This window comes from Actinosynnema sp. NPDC023587 (assembly GCF_040640215.1).
Lineage (GTDB): Bacteria > Actinomycetota > Actinomycetes > Mycobacteriales > Pseudonocardiaceae > Actinosynnema.
The window spans coordinates 214410-232133 of record NZ_JBFABG010000011.1 but is presented as its reverse complement, the minus strand read 5'-3'; the positions used below and the strand labels follow the sequence as shown (position 1 = coordinate 232133).

Below are 17724 nucleotides of genomic sequence, written 5' to 3'. Positions count from 1 at the left end.
GCACCGCGACGTGTGGTCAGGCCATGGCGTCGAGGCGGTCCATGGTGTGTTGGATCAGGCTCACCAGGACCGTCTTGGACGACTCGCGGTCCCGCGCGTCGCACAGCACGAGCGGGATCGCCTCGTCCACGTCCAGCGCGCGGCGCACCTCGGCGACCTCGTAGGAGTGCGCGCCCTCGAAGCAGTTCACCGCGATCACGAACGGGATGCCCCGCCGCTCGAAGAAGTCGATCGAGGGGAAGCTGGAGTCCAGCCGCCGGGTGTCGACCAGGATCACCGCGCCGATCGCGCCGAAGGCCAGCTCGTCCCACATGAACCAGAAGCGGTTCTGGCCGGGGGTGCCGAACAGGTACAGCACCACCTCGGGGTTGATCGTGATGCGCCCGAAGTCGAGGGCGACCGTGGTGGTCTCCTTCTGCTCCAGGCCCAGCACGTCGTCCACGCCCACACCGGCCTCGGTGAGCAGCTCCTCGGTGTGCAGCGGCGGGATCTCGCTGACCGAGTTGACCATCGTCGTCTTGCCGGTGCCGAAGCCCCCGGCGATGACGATCTTGACTGGGGTGGGTACCAGCAGTTCCCCACCCGGTCGCTCAGATTCCACGGACACCATCCAGCACTGCCTGCAACAGGTTCCGGTCCGGCACGTGCGGGACTCGGGAGGGGTCTCTGATCACGACGTCACCGCGTTGGATGAGGTCGCTCAACAACACCTTGACGACCACGAGCGGCACGTCCAGGTACGCCGCGACCTCCGCCACCGACAGCGGTCGCCGGCACAGCTCCATGATCTCCAGGTGCTCCACGGCCAGCGCGTCCGGGTCGGCCGGCGACGGCATCGCGCGCACCTGGGTCACCAGGTGCAGCTCCGGCCGCAGCGGGCGGGTCCGGCCGCGCACCATCGCGTACGGGCGGACCAGCGGGCCCGCCGCCTCGTCGTACCACCAGTCCTCGCGGCCGGTCATCACGACGACCTGCGCGCTGCGGGCAAGGCGGACGAGGTCCCGCGCGGGGCCGAGGACAGGTAGGTGCCGACCCGCTTCACGAGCATGTTCATCTCATAGGCGATCATGCCCATGTCGGAGTCCTCTTCGCCCAGGACGGCGAGGCACGCGCCGTGTCCCGCCGCGGTGACGAAGAGGTAGGCGTGCTCCATCTCGACGATGGTCTGCCGCACCGCGCCGCCGCCGAAGTGCCGGCCGGTGCCCCGGGCCAGGCTCTGGAACGCCGACGCCATGGCCGAGAGGTGGTCGGAGTCGTCCTTGGACAGTCCGGGTGAGCGGCCGAGCAGCAGACCGTCCGCGGACAGCACCACCGCGTGCCGAGCACCCACCACACGGCCGACCAGGTCCTCCAACAACCAGTTGAGTTCGTTGTGCTGGCTGGTCATGTCGTTCATCGCCGTTGCCTTTCCGGTTTCCAGTCGTCCGGCACTGCTGCTCTGGTCAGGGTTCCAGGGCGTCGTCGGAGCGGCGGGCGTCCTTCGTGCCCCGCTGGAACGCCGACAGGTCCTCCCGGACCCGTTCGGCGGACTGCTCGACGTCGCCCTCGGCGAGCGGTTCGGGCGTGGGGTGGAAATCGTTGCGCACCAACTGCGGCGCGAGGTTCTGCTGTCTGCGTCGGCGGGGCAGCTCCGGCCGGTCCCCGACGCCGGCGGCCGGGTCGTCCGCCGGCCAGTCGGTCGTCCGCTTGCGCTGCGGGAGGTGGAGGTCGCCGCTGTGCTGCGGCAGGTCGGCGTCGTCGTCCGCCCGGTCGGCCGGGCGCTCCTTCGGCCGGCTCGCGGGCCGGCCGTTCGGCCGGTCCCCGGGCCGGTCCTCCGGCCGGTCGATCAGTCGGTCGTCCGCTGGAAGGGAATTCTGGTTGGCCGCGGCCTCGGCCTGCGCCCAGAAGCCTTCCAGGTCTCGGGAAGTATCGGGAAACCTGGCGTCTCGCACTGAGTCGTCGCCCTGCTCCGGGATCACGTGGTCGTCTGGGAAGGTGCGGCGCGGCAGCTCCCGGGTCTCGGCCGGTTCGACGGCGGAGTTGGGCCCCGCCACGATCGCGGACGGGATGAGCACCAGGGCCAGCGTGCCACCGTAGGGCGAGTCGCGCAGCTCGACGTGGATGCCCCGGCGAGCGGCCAGCCGGGCGACCACGAACAGGCCCAGCCGGGACTCGCCGCGCAGCCGCATGGCGTCGAACTCGGGTGGATCGGCGAGCATCGCGTTGTGCTGCTCGCGGTCTTCGGGGTTGATGCCCAGGCCGTGGTCCTCGATCTCGACCACGACGCCCTGCGGCACCTCGCTCGCGTGCACCTGGACCTGGGAGCGCGGCGAGGAGAACGCGGTCGCGTTGTCCACCAGCTCGGCCACCAGGTGGATGGTGTCGGCGACGGCCGCGCCCACCAGCGCGGTCTCCGGCACCGGGTTCACCTTGACCCGGACGTACTGCTCCGTCTCGGCCACCGCCGCGCGCAGCACGTCCAGCAGCCGCACCGGTTTGCGCCACTGCCGCCCCGGCTGCTCGCCCGCGAGGATGATCAGGTTCTCCGCGTTGCGCCGGGCCCGGGTCGCCAGGTGGTCGAGCTGGAACAGCGCGTCGAGCTGCTCGGGGTTCTCCTCCTCGCGCTCCAGCTTGTCCAGGATCTTGAGCTGGCGGTGCACCAGGCCCTGGTTGCGGTGCGCGATGTCGAGGAAGACCCGGTTCACGCCCTCGCGCGCCTGGCTCTCCTTCACCGCGGCGGCGACGGCGGTGTACTGGGCGGCGTTGAACGCGTCGGCCACCTGGCCGATCTCGTCGCTGCCGTAGTCCAGCGGCGGCACCTCGACCTCGACGTCCACGTGCTTGCCCTCGCGCAGCCGGTTCACGATGTCGGGCAGCCGCTCGTGCGCCAGGTTCAGCGAGTCCTTCTTCAGCGCGGCGAGCCGGGTGATCAGCGCCCGGTTGACCAGCCGGTTGGAGATGCGGACCGCGAACACGATGCCGCCGAGCACCACGACCAGCGCGACGAGCGCGCCGATCAGGACGGTGACGAACCGGTTGTTGCCGCGTTCCAGGCCGACGTCGGCGGCGCTGGAGGCCTGGTCGGTGGCGAGGTCCACGAGACGTTCGGACACCGGTCCGGCGGCGGACTGCCACTCCTCCAGCGCGACGGTCGCGTCGGGGGTGGCGATCAGCTCGTTCTCCAGGCCGGAGAGCGTGCGCCAGGTGTCCGACTCGACCAGCGCCCGGTAGTCGTGGCGGACCTGCTCGTCGGCGTAGGGCGTGGTGGTGGCGAGCTGGGAGCGGTAGGAACCGACCAGGTGCACGAACTCCAGCAGGTCCTCGGCGGACGGCCGGCCGGAGGTGAGCGCGCCGGAGGCGATGGACGAGGCGCGGGACATCCAGTCGGCGGCCCGGAACAGGTCCGTCGCGTTGAGACCGCCCTGGGAGGCCACCGCGTCCGGGACGACCCGGGCCTGCGTGCCGAACAGCGCGGTGCCCGCGTCGACCACGCTGTTGTAGTAGCGGTAGACCGCGGCCTTCTCGGTCTTGCCGGACTCGACGCCGGCCCGGCGCTGCGGCAGCTCGCCGATCAGCGCGTTCAACTCCGCGATCTTGGTGATGACCTCGTCCGGGGCGTTGCCGGAAGCCTCGTCGAACGCGGCCCTCATGGTGCGGGTCGTCTCGTCGACCACGCGCTGCTGCTCGTGCAGGGCGCTCAGGTCCGGGTTGCGCCGGCTCAGGGCCGTCATCGCGAGCTGGCGCTCCCGCTGGATGGCGACGAACGCGTTGACCGCGGGGATGGAGGCGCTCTTGACGCTGACCGCCACGGCACGGGTGTAGAAGCCGTCGAACACGGTGTAAGACGAGAACGCCAACCACATCACCAGCAGAACCACGCTCGGCACCACCACCACGCCGGTGAGCCGAGAGCGGATCGTCTTCTGGTTGGTCTCCGCCTTGTTCTTCTGCTTCACAGTGCTCCGCAGCCTCGTGAACTTGGTCCGCCTGGTCGGCGCAGCACTAGGAGCGCTGCCTCCTCTTCACCCGATCGGCCACGGAACGGTAACACTAGAAGATCATCATTACGAAGAGACAGCGATCACTTGCACGGCGCAACGGTGAGGTTACCCAGTCGAGTGATGCCCCGAACAGGGGGCCGATGTGAACTTTGCAGCGATCGACCCCCCGCGTTTCACCTGTTGGGCACGGCGATCACCTGATAAGCGGTCGTCGGGGTAGGCGGTGTGCTGAACCGCGCGTTGGGCAGGTACAGCCGATTGCCGAACGCGGCCACCGTGGTCGGTACGTCAAATCGTGGATCGGTGATCTTCGTCACCAGCTTTCCGCTGGTCCCGGCCCTGTTCAAGGTGAAAACGGCCACCGAGTCGAGCGCGTTCTGCACGACGTAGAGCGTGCGTCCGCGCACCAGCAGGCCGTCACCGGCGGTGAGCACCTCGCCGCCGAGGTCGACGACCTCCGTGACCCCGTCGACGGTCCGGTGCAACTGCCCGGTGCTGCTCTGCACCACGAGCAGGGCTTTCCGGTCCGGGGTCTCGGCGATCCCGTTGCCGTTGAAGCCGGGCGTGGGCACGAAATCGCCGGTCAGCGGCACCGTCGAGAAGGTGTCGGGCAGCTTCCCGTGCCGACCGAACGCGATCTTGTAGAGCACCGGTTTGCTGGAATCGGTGAAGTACGCGGCGTCGTCGGTGATCACCACGTCGTTGACGAAGGCACCGGACTCCGCGAATTGGTAGGACTTGAGGATCGCTCCATTCCGGGAGTCCACGACCCGGGCGTCGCCGGCCGTTCCGCCGGCCACGAACAGCCGTCCCCGGTCGTCGATCTTCAATCCGACCGAGGGCGTGCCGGGCCCTTGGCTGAACACCTCGCCCCGGCCGGTCCTGAGGTTCAGCCGGAACAGGTCGCCGTCGGCGAGGGAACCGAGGTACGCGGTGGGCGTGTCGCCGATGGCGATGCCTTCGGGGCGGAAGCCGTCGGGCAACGAGAACTCGGTGGGGAACGGGTGTGCTCTCTCAGCGGTGGCGGGCGCGGCGGTGACGAGCGAAAGCCCGACCACCACCGCGACCAGCACACCGGACATGCGAGCCATGACCAACTCCTTACGTTGTCCGTTTCGCGAGTCTTCCGCTGATGGACCTCGTCGGGAAGCATCCACAGTCAACGGAGGAGACCGCCGCCGCTCCGGTCGCAATACCACCGCACGAAGTGGTATTGCCCTTTCCCGGGCGATGCGCACCGAATGCGGAATAGCCGGGCGAACCGTTCCGCGCGCTCCGGAGAGCGTCCACAGAGGACGTGACGAGCGCGAGCGGGTCAGGGGATGGCCAGACCGGCGTCCCGCAACGACTCCTCGACCCGCAGGCGTTCGATCTCGCGGTCGAGGCCCTCCGGGACGACGTCGAGCCGGTGGGTCACCCCGACCGCCGCGCAGGCCAGGGTCAGCAGGACGTCGTACGCCTGCCGCACCCCCGCGCGGCGGGCGTGCGGCGTGCCCGGCTCGACCTGCGCGAGCGCCCGGCGCACCCGTCCGAGGTCGGCCGCCGGCCGCTCGACGGGGAGTCCCTGCGGCGCGGGGCGTTCCCGGCGCGGTCGGCGCAGGTGCCCGGGGATGCGGAGCGCAGCCCAGCAGAGCGCGGACGGCGCGAGCGCGGCGACCGCGTACAGCGCCACGGTGGTCCACGGCGCGGAGGCCATGGACCCAGTATCACCCCGACCGCAGGGCCGGTACAGGTCGACGCGGGCACCGAGTTCCACCAGTTCCACGCCCGACACCCACGCCCGACACCCACGCCCGACAGCAGGTCGAGCCGTGGTGCCGGCATCCGCAGCGGGCCGCGCACCGGCGGCACGCGCGTCTCCCCCGTCGTCCGGGTGATCAAGTTTCGTCCGATCGTGTTCGCGGGAAAGCACGAATGCCCTCACCGGAGGAGCCTGGGACTCATCCGCGCCGCCGTGGCCGGGCGGCGGCCCGCTCCGCGCACCGGCTCACGCACCGAGGGAGGACCAGTGACGATCAGCACCCACGTGCTCGACGCCGGGCGCGGCCGGCCCGCCCCGGGCCTGCGGGTCCGGCTGGAGCACGGCGGCGCGACCGTCGCGGAGGGCACCACCGGGCCGGACGGCCGGATCGCGGGCTGGCCGTGCGACACCGCCGGGGTCTACCGGCTGGTGTTCGACACCGGCGAGGTGGCCCCGTTCTTCCCGGAGGTGGTGCTGACCTTCCGGGTCACCGAGCCCGGCGAGCACCACCACGTGCCGCTGCTGCTGTCCCCGTTCGCGTACTCCACCTACCGAGGCGGCTGATGGACTTCCTCCGACCCGACACCCTCGCCGAGGCGCTGGCGCTCAAGGCCGACCGGCCCTCGGCCCTGCCGCTCGCGGGCGGTACGGACGTGATGGTGGAGCTCAACTTCGACCACCGCCGCCCGGACGCGCTGCTGGACCTGACCCGGATCGCCGAGCTGCGCGAGTGGTCGGTGTCCGGCGGCGTGGTGCGCCTGGGCGCGGGGGTGCCGTACAGCCGCGTCGTCGCCGAGCTCGGCGACCGGCTGCCGGGGCTGGCGATGGCGTCCCGCACGGTCGGCTCGCCGCAGATCCGCAACCGCGGCACGGTCGGCGGCAACCTCGGCGCGGCCTCGCCCGCCGGCGACGCCCACCCCGTGCTGCTGGCCTCCGACGCCGTGGTCGAAGCCGTGTCCGCGCGCGGCTCGCGGATGATCCCGGCCACCGCCTTCTACCTCGGGGTCAAGCGCAACGCGCTGGCACCGGACGAGTTGATCGCGGCCGTCCACCTGCCCGTGACCGGTGCCCCGCAGCAGTTCGCCAAGGTGGGCACGCGCAACGCGATGGTGATCGCGGTGTGCTCCTTCGCGGTCGCGCTGCACCCCGGCGAGGGCCGGGTCGGGGCGGCCGTGGGCAGTGCCGCGCCGACGCCGCGCCGGGCCGTCGAGGCCGAGGAGTTCCTCTCCGGCGAGCTGACCGCGACCGACCAGTGGCGAGCGCCGACGCCGCTGCGGGACTCGGTGGCCCAGCGGTTCGGGGAGCTCGTCGCGCTGGCCGCGAGCCCGGTCGACGACGTGCGCGGGACCGCCGCGTACCGCAAGCACGCCCTGTCCGTGCTGGCCCGCCGCACGCTGGGCTGGGCGTGGCGGGACTACACCCGGGAAGGTCGCCTGAGGTCATGCGCGTGCACCTGACGGTCAACGGGGAGCGGCTCCGGGCCGACGACGTCTGGGAGGGCGAGAGCCTGCTGTTCGTGCTGCGCGAGCGGCTCGGCCTGCCCGGTTCCAAGAACGCCTGCGAGCAGGGCGAGTGCGGCTCGTGCACGGTCTACCTGGACGGCGTCCCGGTGTGCGCCTGCCTGGTCGCCGCCGGCCAGGCGCAGGACCGCGAGGTGCGCACGGTCGAGGGTCTCGCCCGGGGCGCGGAGCTGGACCCCGTGCAGGAGGCGTTCGTCGAGGCGGGCGCGGTGCAGTGCGGGTTCTGCACGCCCGGCCTGGTGGTCGCCGCGCACGACCTGCTGACCCGGGTGCCGGAGCCGAGTGACCCGGAGATCCGGGAGGCGCTCGCCGGGAACCTGTGCCGCTGCACCGGGTACGAGAAGATCCTGGACGCGGTGCGGCTCGCGGCCCGCAAGGCGCGGCGGTGACGCCCGCCGTGGTCGACGAACCGCGCGGCGCGGACCTGGCCCGCGCGCTGCGGGCCGCGAACACCCGACTGGAGGAGGCCCGATGAGCTTGGCCCCGGCCGTCCTCACCTCCTCAGTGTCCGGCGGCATCGGCACGAGCCCGCAGCGCCCCGACGGCACCCTGAAGGTGCGCGGCGAGTACGCCTACGCCTCAGACCTGTGGCACGAGGACATGATCTGGGGCGCGACCCTGCGCAGCCCGCACCCGCACGCCCGGATCGTCTCGGTGGACCTGTCCGGGGCGCTGGCGGTGCCCGGGGTGCACGCGGTGCTGACCCACCAGGACGTGCCGGGGCGCAACCTGTACGGCCTGGAGCGCCAGGACCAGCCGGTGCTGGCCGTGGACGTCGTGCGCTACCAGGGCGAACCGGTCGCGCTGGTCGGCGCGGACCACCCGGAGACGGCGTTGCGCGCGGTGAAGCGCATCAAGGTCGAGTACGAGGTGCGCACGCCGGTCGTGGACATGGAGACCGCGCTGGAGGACACCCCGCTGCACCCCGGCGGGAACCTCGTGCGGCACGTGCCGGTCCGGCGCGGCGACACCTCGGCGACGGCGGACGTCGTCGTCACCGGCCGGTACGAGGTCGGGATGCAGGACCAGGCATTCCTCGGGCCGGAGTCCGGGTTGGCGGTGCCCGCCGAGGACGGCGGCGTGGACCTGTACGTCGCCACCCAGTGGCTGCACGTCGACCAGGCGCAGGTGGCGTCCGCGCTGGGGGTGCCGGTCGAGCGGGTGCGGTTGACGCTGTCCGGTGTCGGCGGGGCGTTCGGCGGGCGCGAGGACCTGTCGATGCAGGTGCACGCGTGCCTGCTCGCGCTGCACACCGGCAAGCCGACCAAGATGGTCTACAACCGCGAGGAGTCGTTCTACGGGCACGTCCACCGGCACCCGGCGGTGCTGTACTACGAGCACGGCGCGGACCGCACCGGGAAACTGGTGTACGTCAAGGCGAAGGTGTACCTCGACGGCGGCGCGTACACGTCCAGCACGCCCGCCGTGGTGGCGAACGCGGCGACGCTCGGCGTCGGCCCGTACGACGTGCCCAACGTGGAGATCGACGCGTGGGGCGTGTTCACCAACAACCCCCCGTGCGGCGCGATGCGCGGGTTCGGGGCGGTGCAGGCGGCTTTCGCCTACGAGTCCCAGATGGACGGGCTGGCCGAGGCGCTGGGCGTCGACCCGGTCGACGTGCGGATCGCGAACGCGATGGCGGAGGGCTCGGTGTTGCCGACCGGGCAGGTGGTCGACTCGCCCGCACCCGTGGCGCGGTTGCTGGAACTGGTGCGGGACCGGCCGTTGCCGCCGCCGGCGTCCGTCCTGGACCTGCGGGACATGCCCGGTGGCGTCGGCAACACCACGCACGGCGAAGGCGTCGTGCGCGGCGTCGGGTTCGCCGTGGGGATGAAGAACATCTGCTTCTCCGAGGGCTACGACGACTACTCCACGGCCCGCGTGCGGCTCCAGGTCGTCAACGGCGAACCCGCCGCGCTCGCGCACGTCGCGGCGTGCGAGGTCGGCCAGGGGCTGGTGACCGTCGTGCAGCAGATCGTGCGCACCGAACTGGGCGTCGGACGGGTGACGATCCTGCCCATGGACACCAGCATCGGCAACGGCGGTTCCACCTCGGCGTCCCGGCAGACCTACGTCACCGGCGGCGCGGTGAAGGCCGCGTGCGCGGCGGTGCGGGACAGGCTCGCCGAGCTGGCCGGCGGGCGGGACACCACCGACCTCGTCGCGGTCCTCGGCGACCAGGTGGTCGACGAGACCGCGGAGTGGCGGCACCGGGCGACCGAGCCGATCGACCCGGTGACCGGCCAGGGCAACGCGCACGTCCAGTACGGGTTCGCCGCGCACCGCGCGGTGGTCGACGTGGACGTGGAGCTCGGGCTGGTGAAGGTGGTCGGGCTGGACTGCGCGCAGGACGTCGGCAAGGCGCTCAACCCGCAGGCCGTGCTGGGCCAGATCCAGGGCGGCTCGGCGCAGGGCCTCGGCCTGGCCGTGATGGAGGAGATCCGGACCGAGGACGGGCGGGTGCGCAACCCGTCGTTCACCGACTACCTGATCCCGACCGCGCTCGACGTGCCGCCCATGGGCATCGACGTGCTGGAGCTGGCCGACCCGCACGCCCCGTACGGTGTGCGGGGTGTGGGCGAGCCGCCCACCATCTCGTCCACCCCGGCGGTCGTGGCGGCCATCCGCGCCGCCACCGGCCTCGCCCTGACCCGCGTGCCGGTCCGGCCGGAGCACCTCACCGGCACCTGAGCCGGTACGTCCGAGGAGCAACGACCGTGACCACGTCCCCCGACCACGCCTGGCTGATGGCGTCCATCGACCTGGCCACCCGCAACGTCGCCGCCGGCGGCGGCCCGTTCGGCGCGGTGATCGTCCGGGCCGGTGAGGTGATCGCCACCGGCACCAACCAGGTCACGTCCGCGGTCGACCCGACCGCGCACGCCGAGGTGGTCGCGATCCGCGCGGCCTGCCGGGAGATCGGCGACTTCAAGCTGGTCGGCTGCGTGCTGGTGGCGTCCTGCGAGCCGTGCCCGCTGTGCCTGGCCGCCGCGCTGTGGGCGCGGGTGGACCGGGTCGTCTACGCCGCCGACCGGGACGACGCCGCAGCGGCAGGGTTCGACGACCGCGAGTTCCACGAGCTGTTCGGCAAGCCCCGCGCGGAGTGGAGCCTGCCGGTGGAGCAGGTGACGACCGACCAGGACAACGCGCCGTTCTCGGCGTGGCTGTCCCGGCCCGATCGGGTCGACTACTAGCAACCGGATCTCGTGGTGGGCTGGGCGGTTCGGGGTAGCGGCTGAGTGCGCGGCCCCGGTCGCCTGGGTCCGGGGTGGATGTCCGCGTGACGACCAAGTCCCTCACCCAGCGTCCCGCGACCGCTCGGCCTCGGCGGGGCGTTCGTCCGGGCAGCGATCTCCTCGTACCGCGACATCCGGGTTCAGCCGGCCCGAGGCGCGCAGGTGGTCGGGTGACGACTCGTGCGGTTTTCGGGCCGGCGGCACGGAGTAACCCCCGGCCCCGGTGCCCGCCGTGGCGAGGTCACGGTCTTCGGCTGGAGTACCGGGTTCCGACACTTCTCGGGTCCGGCCCGGCCATTCGGTGGCTTGCCCTCGTGGCCCGCACAGCGCGAAGCTGCTGTGGTCCGTGGAAAAACGGCCGGACGGGGCGGACACGTGGACGAACTGGAAACCCTCGACGATCTCCGTGCCCGCCACGGGCCGATCTTCCGGCGCGGGCCGGGCGTGCTCTACGTGGGCGAACCGGCTGAGGCGAAAGCCGTTCTGGCCGACACCGGGTCGCGCTACCGGGAGCACTCGGACTTCTTCCAGACCGGCAAGGGCCTCTTCGGGCCGCGTTCGGCGCAGCAGGAGGTCGGCCGGGCGGCGCGGAACCTGCTGCGCGACCACTGGACCGCCCGGTCGGACCGGCTGGCGGCGATCGTCGCGCGGGAGATCGGGCCGGACAGCCGATGGCCGGACGCGGGGAACCTGTTGCTGTACACGTGTTTCCGCGACGTGCTGGTACCGGAAGGCGAACTGCGCCGACTCGTCGACCAGGTGGTCCGGCACGCGGTGCTGGCCGGCGCGCGAGAACGGCGGCCGGTGCTGTTGCGGGCCGCGCTGCGGTACAGGGTCCGCCGCGCGCTGGTGGCCGAGCTGTCCCGCCGGCGCACCCGGGACGTGCGGGCACCGGCCGACCTGCTGGACGTCCTCGCCGCCGCCGCGCCGGACGACTCCTCGCGGACGGCGCTGGTGCGGTTGGCGGAGGTGTTCCTGTCGTTCCTGTTCGCGGTCGTGGGTTCGACGGGGTTCCTGCTGGGCTGGTCGGTCTACCTGCGGGCCACCGCACCCGGAGCGGGCGGCGACCTGGCCGGTGTGGTGCGCGAGGCGTTGCGGCTCCGGCCGGTGGCCTGGAACTTCGGCCGTTTCCCCGCCGAACCCCACCGGCTGGCCGGAACCGAGGTGACGACCTCCGACGAGGTCGTGGTGTGCAGCTACCTCGTGCACCGGGACAGCCGCTTCTGGCCCGACGCCGACGAGTTCCGCCCGCAGCGGTGGTCGGCCGGCATGCCGCCGGGCGGTGCGGAGGCGTACATCCCGTTCGGCTGGGGCACCCACACCTGCGTGGCGGCGGGCTTCGCCGTGCAGGTGGTCGAGGACGTGCTGGGGCTGCTGCCCCCGGCCGGGCAGTGGCGGGTCGAGGCCCGCCGGCACCGGCCGCACGTCGCGGCGGCGCTCGCACCACCGACCTTCACCCTGCGCACGAACGGTGCCCGCACGGGAGAGGGAGGTGAACATGGCCAGGATCATCCACGCCGCACTGGTGGCGCTCAACATCCGCAAGAGTGATGCCGAGTACCGCTGGTACGTCTACCACCACATCTGACCGGTCGGGGTGGGGAGCGTGGCCACACGCTCCCCACCCCCTTGGGGAGGCACACGATGACCGGTCGCGACGACCCGGACCTGCTGGCGAACCTGCGCGCCCCCAACGCCGAGCACGACGGGGTGTTCTGGCACGGCGACCGGCGGCTGATGGTGTTCGACGCCGACGCGGCGAGCCGGGCCAACGCCGAGAACTTCGCCGACCTGACGCTGCCCGACCGGTTCGTCGACCGGATTCGCGGCCGGCGCAGCCCGGTCGTGTCGTGGCGGCAGGTGCGTTCGCTGTGGCTGGCCCGGATGCGGGTGCTCAGCGGGGAGGACCAGTTGCGCGCGCTGGCCGACCGCATGGCCGGGGTGCTGGCCGGCCGCCGTGACCAGCACGTGGATTTCGGGTGGCTGTCCCACGAGGTGGTGTTCCGCTCCCTGGTCCCCGCGGTGCTCGACGGACTGTCCACTTCGGACCAGGCCTGGCTCGCCCGTGACGCGATCGCGAAGCTGACCCGGCTGGACGCGGGCCCCGGTGGCCAGACCCGCCGGCAGCGGTGGCAGGCCGTCGTCGCCCAGGTGCACACCGGTCGGGTGGTGCGCAAGGAGATCCGCCGCCGGGCGCGCGGCGGGCGCACCCGCGACGACCTCACCCAGCCGATCGTGGACCGCCTGCTGCCCTCCCTCGGCCCGGACCGGGCGGTGGAGGCGGTGACGACGGTCCTGACCGCGATCGCCGGGCCACCCGGTGCGGTGGCCGGCTGCCTGATGTACGAACTGGCGAAGCGCCCCGAGTGGGCGGCCACCCTGACCGAGGAGTTCGCGGCCGGTTCCGCCGAGCGGCTCTACCGGACCGGCACCAGGTCCGCGCCGATCGCGCACCAGTTCGTGAAGGAGGTCCTGCGGATGTGGTCGGCACCGCTGCTGATGACCCGCAGCGCCCGGGTGCCCCTGACGGTCCGCGCGCACCGGCTCGCGGTGGGCCGGCACTACCTGGTGAGCCCCTACCTGGTCAACCACGACGAGCGGCACTGGTCCGACCCGGACACGTTCGACCCGCACCGGTGGTCGGCCGGGGCGGCCCGGCGTCCGCCCGGCGGGCACTACTACGTGCCGTTCGGGTGGGCACCCACCGCGTGCATCGGTGCCGGGCTGGGAAGTGCCCAGCTCGTGCTGCTGACTCATCTGCTGTGCACCCGCTTCCGGCTGGAGTCGCGCGCGCCCGATGCCGCCCGGGTCGTGCTGGGGGCGGTGCCGCGTCCTCTGGACTTCGACGGGTGGGTCCGGTCGCGCGGCCCCTCCGAAGCAGACGCCGGGTAACGGCGATGATCGCCGTGCACGGGCGTCACCCCGCCTGTGGAACGCCCTGCGCCGGCCTCTGTGATGTGCGCAATGCGGGTAAACGACCGTATGAGTCCACTTGATACCGTCCCCGGCATGAGATTTGGGGGGATTGTTTTCGCACTGGTGGTGCTGGCCGCGTGCTCGCCCGCACCCGCCGCTTCGCCGACGACGCCGCCGTCGAGCTCCTCCGCGACGGCCACCACGACCACCACGTCCGCCGCGCCCGACATCGCCGCCGTGCAGCGGCGCGTCACCGCGGGCCGGGTGCCGGACGACCTGATCGGCAGGCTCGGCTTCCGGTTCGACACCGACAAGATGGAGATGGGCAAGTACACGACCGTGGCGTGCCCGGAGGACCTGGCCACGGACGGTGCGATGTCCACCATCCGGGACTACTACCGGTGGACCGGCCCGGCGGAGAACTCGGTGCTCGTCCAACGGGTGTTCTGGTACAAGCGCGCGGCGGCGGCGGCCGAGACGGTGGAGCTGGCCAAGCAGTCGCTGAACTGCGGCACGTTCACCATCGGCGACTCCTCGTTCACCGTGGACGGTGAACTCGCCCTGCCGCCGCTCGGCGGTGACGCGCAGTTCGCGGTGTGCTACGAGGTGGGCCGCATGATCGACTGCGAACTCGTGCTCAGCAAAGGCGACCTGTTGACCACCGTGGCGTACTCCGGCCCGAGCCGCGACACCGCCGCCGCCCACCTGGAAGAGGTCGGTCGCACCGTCGCGGGTCTGCTCAAGCCCTAGCAACAGTCCGGAGGTGGGCGGCGGGGGACGCTCTCGGCGGCTGTGCCCGGCTGGGCAGCCGAACCCGATCACGGCACGCGTCACGGACCTCCCAGCAGACCCCGTTCGTACGCCGCCGCCACCGCCGACGCGCGGTCCTTCACGCCGAGCTTCGCGTAGACGTGCACCAGGTGCGTCTTCACCGTCGCCTCGCTGATGAACAGCCGCGCCGCCGCCTCGCGGTTCGCGCAGCCGCGCGCGATCAGGCCGAGCACCTCGATCTCCCGCTCGCTCAACGGTTCCGCCGCCGGCGTCCGCACCTGCCCGACCAGTTTCGTGGCCACCGACGGCGACAGCACGGCCTCACCGCGCGCGGCCGACCGCACGGCCCGGAACAGCTCGTCGCGCGGCGTGTCCTTGAGCAGGTAGCCGGTCGCGCCGGCCTTGATCGCGGGCAGCACGTCGCTGTCCGTGTCGTAGGTGGTGAGCACCAGCACCCGGGCCGGGAAGTCGCGCAGCCGCCCGATCGCCGTCACCCCGTCCACGCCCGGCATCCGCAGGTCCATCAGCACGACGTCGGGGTTCTCGGCGCGCACCACCGCCTCGGCTTCCGCGCCGTCGGCCGCCTCGCCGACCACGTCCACGTCGCCGGCCGCCGCGAGCATGCCGCGCAACCCGTCGCGGACCACCGGGTGGTCGTCGACGATCACCACGCGGATCACCGGGTCACCTCCGCCGGGATCGCGGGCACCGACGCCGACACCGCCGTGCCCCCGCCGGGCTCCGACTCGACCGCCAGCGAACCCGCCAGCCGGGACACCCGCTGCCGCATCCCCACCAGGCCGTAGCCGGCGGTCCGGTCGCCGGGGTCGAAGCCGGCACCGTCGTCGCGCACGTCCAGCGTCACCACGTCCTCCATGTAGGACAACGTGAGCCCCACCCGCTTCGCGGACGCGTGCTTGGCCACGTTGGACAGCGCCTCCTGCGCCGTGCGCAACAGCGCCACCTCGACCTCGGGGTGCAGCGGGCGCGCCGCGCCGGTCGTGGCCACGGCGGCGGGCACGCCCGTCTGGTCCGTCCAGCCCGCCGCGACCTCGGCGAGCGCGTCCGGCAGGTTCGCGTCCTCCAGCGGGGGCGGGCGCAGGGCGTGCACCGAGCGGCGCGCCTCGGCGAGGTTCTCCCGGGCCAGCCGCAGCGCGGTGTCCACCCGCCGGGACGGCTCGTCCACGGCCTGGAGCTGGGTGATGATGCCGGTCAACCCCTGGGCCAGCGTGTCGTGGATCTCCCCGGCCAGCCGCTGCCGCTCGTCCAGCACGCCCGCCTCCCGCGCCTGGATCAGCAACTGGGCGTGCAGACCGGCGTTCTCCTCCATCATCGCCGCCATCTCCACGACCATCTCCTTGCGCCGCCGCGACTGCTCGGAGGTGATGAACCCGAGCAGGGTGAAGGTCATCGCGACGGTCACGATGAACAGGGTGATCACGCCGTAGACCAGGATCGCCAGCGGGTCGGCCGGCGGCAGTCCGCCGTAGAGCGACGCGGAGGCGATCAGCGCGTTGAGCAGCACCCCGACGAACTTCAGCCGGCCGCGCAGGCAGTCGATCGCGTACACGTACCCGGCGAAGGAGTAGAACCCGTACATCGGGTCGCGCAGGCCCAGCACCGCGTAGAAGACCAGGATGCCGGCGAAGAACACCAGCATCAGCCCGGAGCGCTGCCGCCACGCGGGGTGCAGCGTGTGCCACCACATCATCCAGCAGAACGCGCCCGCGACGACCACCAGCGTCACCAGGCGGCGCTCCGCCGGTTCCGGGACGGCGAGCACGGAGATCAGCGTCGGCAGCAGCAGCGCGCAGTACGGGATCAGGTTCGCGAGGACGCCCAAGCGCCGTTCCCACACGTCGAGCCGGTCTTCCACGATGCCCACCCACTCCCCGCGCGGAACGGCCGCTACTCCCAGCGGAACGACTTCGCCGCGACGGTACCCGCCACCAGTGCGGTCACCGCGAGGATGGCCAGGTGCACGGCGCTCGGCGCGGTGCCCAGCCACGCGTCCTGCAACGCGCCCACCCCCGGCGGCAGGTGCTCGCCGATGCGGACCAGGAGGTCGGGCATCAGGAACCTCGGCAGGTAGGCCCCGCCGAAGAACATGACCAGCATGAACACCACCGTCGCCCAGCCGCCGGCGGACGCCGCCGACGGTGCCCAGGCCGCGACCAGCAGGCCGAGCGCGGACAGCGACAGCATCCCGAGCAGGCTCGCGGCGAGGAACCCGAGCGGGCTGTGCGGCAGGTCGATGTCGAACACCGCCTTGCCCACCACCATCAGCAGCCCGATCGACAGCACGCCCGCCATGAGGTTCACCGCGACCTGTGCGACGAGCAGGCGCGCCGGGTGGACCGGCGTGGTGGAGAACCGGCGCAGCACGCCCTTCTCGCGGTACGAGGCGATTGCGGCGGGCAGCCGGTTGAGGCCCAGGAACGCCAGCGCCATCACGACGAGCGTGGAGACGTAGGCGTCGATGAACCGCAGTCCGCCGAAGTTCGGGTCGGGCGTGCGCAGCGCCGGGAGCGCGCCGAGCACCAGCAGCAGCGCGGTCGGGAAGAAGACCGCGAACACCACCATCGTGGGCTCGCGCAGGAACAGCTTCCACTCGGTCGAGATGATCTTCGTCATGGCGGTCACCCCGAAAGCGCTTTGCCGGTCAGTCGGATGAAGGCGTCGTCCAGCCCGGCCTGCTCGATGCGCAGGTCGGCGGCGACGATCTGGTTGCGCGCCAGCGCGGACGTGACCGCGTGCACCAGGTTCCCGGTGCCGGTGACCACGATCTGCGGCCCGCGCCGGTCGACCGCGGAGACCTCGGGCAGCACGTCGAGCAGCGCCGTGTCGAGGGGGGAGGTCGGCCGGAACCGCACGGTCTGCTCGCCGCCCAGCCGCGCGACCAGCCCGGCCGGGCTGTCCAGCGCGACCAGCCGCCCGGCGTCGATCAGCGCGAGCCGGTCGCACAACCGCTCGGCCTCTTCCATGAAGTGCGTGACCAGGACGACCGTCACGCCGGACTCGCGGACCCGCTCGACCAGGCTCCAGGTGTCCCGCCGGGCCTGCGGGTCGAGGCCGGTGGTCAGCTCGTCGAGCACGGCGATCTTCGGCTGCCCCACCAGGGCGAGCGCGATGGAGACGCGCTGCTTCTGCCCGCCGGACAGCTTCCGGTACTGGGTGCCGGCCCGGTCGGCGATCCCGAGCAGGCCGAGCAGCTCCCGCCAGTCGGCGGGCCGGCGGTAGAACGAGGCGTAGAGCTCCAGCACCTCCCCCACCCGGATGCGGTCGGGCAGCTCGCTCTGCTGCAACTGCGCCCCGAGGATCTCCTTGACCCGCGCCCGGTCCCGCCGGGGGTCGAGCCCTGCGACCCGGATCGTCCCCGAATCCGCCGCGCGCAACCCCTCGACGCATTCGACGGTCGTCGTCTTGCCCGCCCCGTTCGGGCCGAGGATGCCGAAGATCTCCCCCTCGTCGACGGTGAACGACACCCCGTCCACCGCGACCTTCTCGTCGTAGGACTTGACGAGGTCGACCACCTCGATGACTGCCATGCGCCCAGGCTC

The 17724-nt window shown here is 72.3% G+C and carries 18 protein-coding genes; 8 read left to right on the top strand and 10 right to left on the bottom strand.

Translation table 11 applies throughout. The annotated features are described in order from the left end of the window. Positions 1-16 precede the first annotated feature (16 nt). The 6 genes from AB0G01_RS26490 to AB0G01_RS26465 form a co-directional block, all read right to left on the bottom strand. Complete coding sequence (locus AB0G01_RS26490) at positions 17-610, bottom strand: ATP/GTP-binding protein (protein ID WP_360950314.1); 594 nt, start codon at positions 608-610, stop codon at positions 17-19. Continuing rightward, a complete protein-coding gene (locus AB0G01_RS26485; protein WP_360950311.1) occupies positions 591-962 on the bottom strand; it encodes a DUF742 domain-containing protein in 372 nt (123 codons plus the stop codon). The genes AB0G01_RS26490 and AB0G01_RS26485 overlap by 20 nt, the downstream gene beginning before the upstream one ends. Beyond that, positions 962-1396 (bottom strand): roadblock/LC7 domain-containing protein, encoded by a 435-nt coding sequence (locus tag AB0G01_RS26480; RefSeq protein ID WP_184688314.1) that lies wholly within the window; start codon positions 1394-1396, stop codon positions 962-964. Before AB0G01_RS26480 ends, AB0G01_RS26485 begins: the two co-directional genes overlap by 1 nt. Positions 1397-1442: 46 nt before the next feature. Continuing rightward, a complete protein-coding gene (locus AB0G01_RS26475) occupies positions 1443-3935 on the bottom strand; it encodes a nitrate- and nitrite sensing domain-containing protein (protein WP_360950308.1) in 2493 nt (830 codons plus the stop codon). 218 nt (positions 3936-4153) lie between these two features. Next, positions 4154-5071 carry a superoxide dismutase gene (locus AB0G01_RS26470; protein ID WP_360950305.1) on the bottom strand — a complete coding sequence of 306 codons (918 nt, stop codon included), beginning with the start codon at positions 5069-5071 and terminating at the stop codon, positions 4154-4156. A gap of 224 nt (positions 5072-5295) precedes the next feature. Further along, complete coding sequence (locus AB0G01_RS26465; protein WP_360950302.1) at positions 5296-5676, bottom strand: hypothetical protein; 381 nt, start codon at positions 5674-5676, stop codon at positions 5296-5298. 312 nt (positions 5677-5988) lie between these two features. On the opposite strand from AB0G01_RS26465, the gene uraH reads away from it, so the two are divergent. The 8 genes from uraH (at position 5989) to AB0G01_RS26425 (ending at position 14143) form a co-directional block, all read left to right on the top strand. After that, complete coding sequence (gene uraH / locus AB0G01_RS26460) at positions 5989-6285, top strand: hydroxyisourate hydrolase (protein WP_360950299.1); 297 nt, start codon at positions 5989-5991, stop codon at positions 6283-6285. Continuing rightward, positions 6285-7178, top strand: a complete 894-nt coding sequence (locus AB0G01_RS26455) for an FAD binding domain-containing protein (RefSeq protein ID WP_360950296.1) — start codon at positions 6285-6287, stop codon at positions 7176-7178. The genes uraH and AB0G01_RS26455 overlap by 1 nt, the downstream gene beginning before the upstream one ends. Further along, positions 7163-7630, top strand: a complete 468-nt coding sequence (locus AB0G01_RS26450; protein WP_360950293.1) for a (2Fe-2S)-binding protein — start codon at positions 7163-7165, stop codon at positions 7628-7630. Before AB0G01_RS26455 ends, AB0G01_RS26450 begins: the two co-directional genes overlap by 16 nt. 82 nt (positions 7631-7712) lie before the next feature. Then, positions 7713-9932: a molybdopterin cofactor-binding domain-containing protein gene (locus tag AB0G01_RS26445; protein WP_360950290.1), complete on the top strand. Its 2220-nt coding sequence runs from the start codon at positions 7713-7715 to the stop codon at positions 9930-9932. Positions 9933-9958: 26 nt separating this feature from the next. After that, positions 9959-10435, top strand: coding sequence for a nucleoside deaminase (locus AB0G01_RS26440; protein ID WP_360950287.1), 477 nt, complete (start codon positions 9959-9961; stop codon positions 10433-10435). Positions 10436-10852: 417 nt separating this feature from the next. After that, positions 10853-12028: a cytochrome P450 gene (locus AB0G01_RS26435; RefSeq protein WP_360950284.1), complete on the top strand. Its 1176-nt coding sequence runs from the start codon at positions 10853-10855 to the stop codon at positions 12026-12028. 93 nt (positions 12029-12121) lie between these two features. After that, complete coding sequence (locus tag AB0G01_RS26430; RefSeq protein WP_360950281.1) at positions 12122-13369, top strand: cytochrome P450; 1248 nt, start codon at positions 12122-12124, stop codon at positions 13367-13369. A gap of 117 nt (positions 13370-13486) precedes the next feature. Continuing rightward, on the top strand, positions 13487-14143 hold the full coding sequence (locus tag AB0G01_RS26425; RefSeq protein WP_360950278.1) for a hypothetical protein: 657 nt from the start codon (positions 13487-13489) through the stop codon (positions 14141-14143). Between the two features lie 80 nt (positions 14144-14223). Here AB0G01_RS26425 and AB0G01_RS26420 read toward each other — a convergent pair whose 3' ends face one another. The 4 genes from AB0G01_RS26420 to AB0G01_RS26405 are packed head-to-tail and all read right to left on the bottom strand — an operon-like array spanning position 14224 to position 17712. Beyond that, positions 14224-14844 (bottom strand): response regulator transcription factor, encoded by a 621-nt coding sequence (locus tag AB0G01_RS26420; RefSeq protein ID WP_360950275.1) that lies wholly within the window; start codon positions 14842-14844, stop codon positions 14224-14226. Beyond that, positions 14841-16049 carry a sensor histidine kinase gene (locus AB0G01_RS26415; protein WP_360950272.1) on the bottom strand — a complete coding sequence of 403 codons (1209 nt, stop codon included), beginning with the start codon at positions 16047-16049 and terminating at the stop codon, positions 14841-14843. The genes AB0G01_RS26420 and AB0G01_RS26415 overlap by 4 nt, the downstream gene beginning before the upstream one ends. A gap of 23 nt (positions 16050-16072) precedes the next feature. Then, positions 16073-16798 (bottom strand): ABC transporter permease, encoded by a 726-nt coding sequence (locus tag AB0G01_RS26410; RefSeq protein ID WP_360950269.1) that lies wholly within the window; start codon positions 16796-16798, stop codon positions 16073-16075. A gap of 5 nt (positions 16799-16803) precedes the next feature. Then, a complete protein-coding gene (locus AB0G01_RS26405; RefSeq protein WP_360950266.1) occupies positions 16804-17712 on the bottom strand; it encodes an ABC transporter ATP-binding protein in 909 nt (302 codons plus the stop codon). Positions 17713-17724 lie beyond the last annotated feature (12 nt).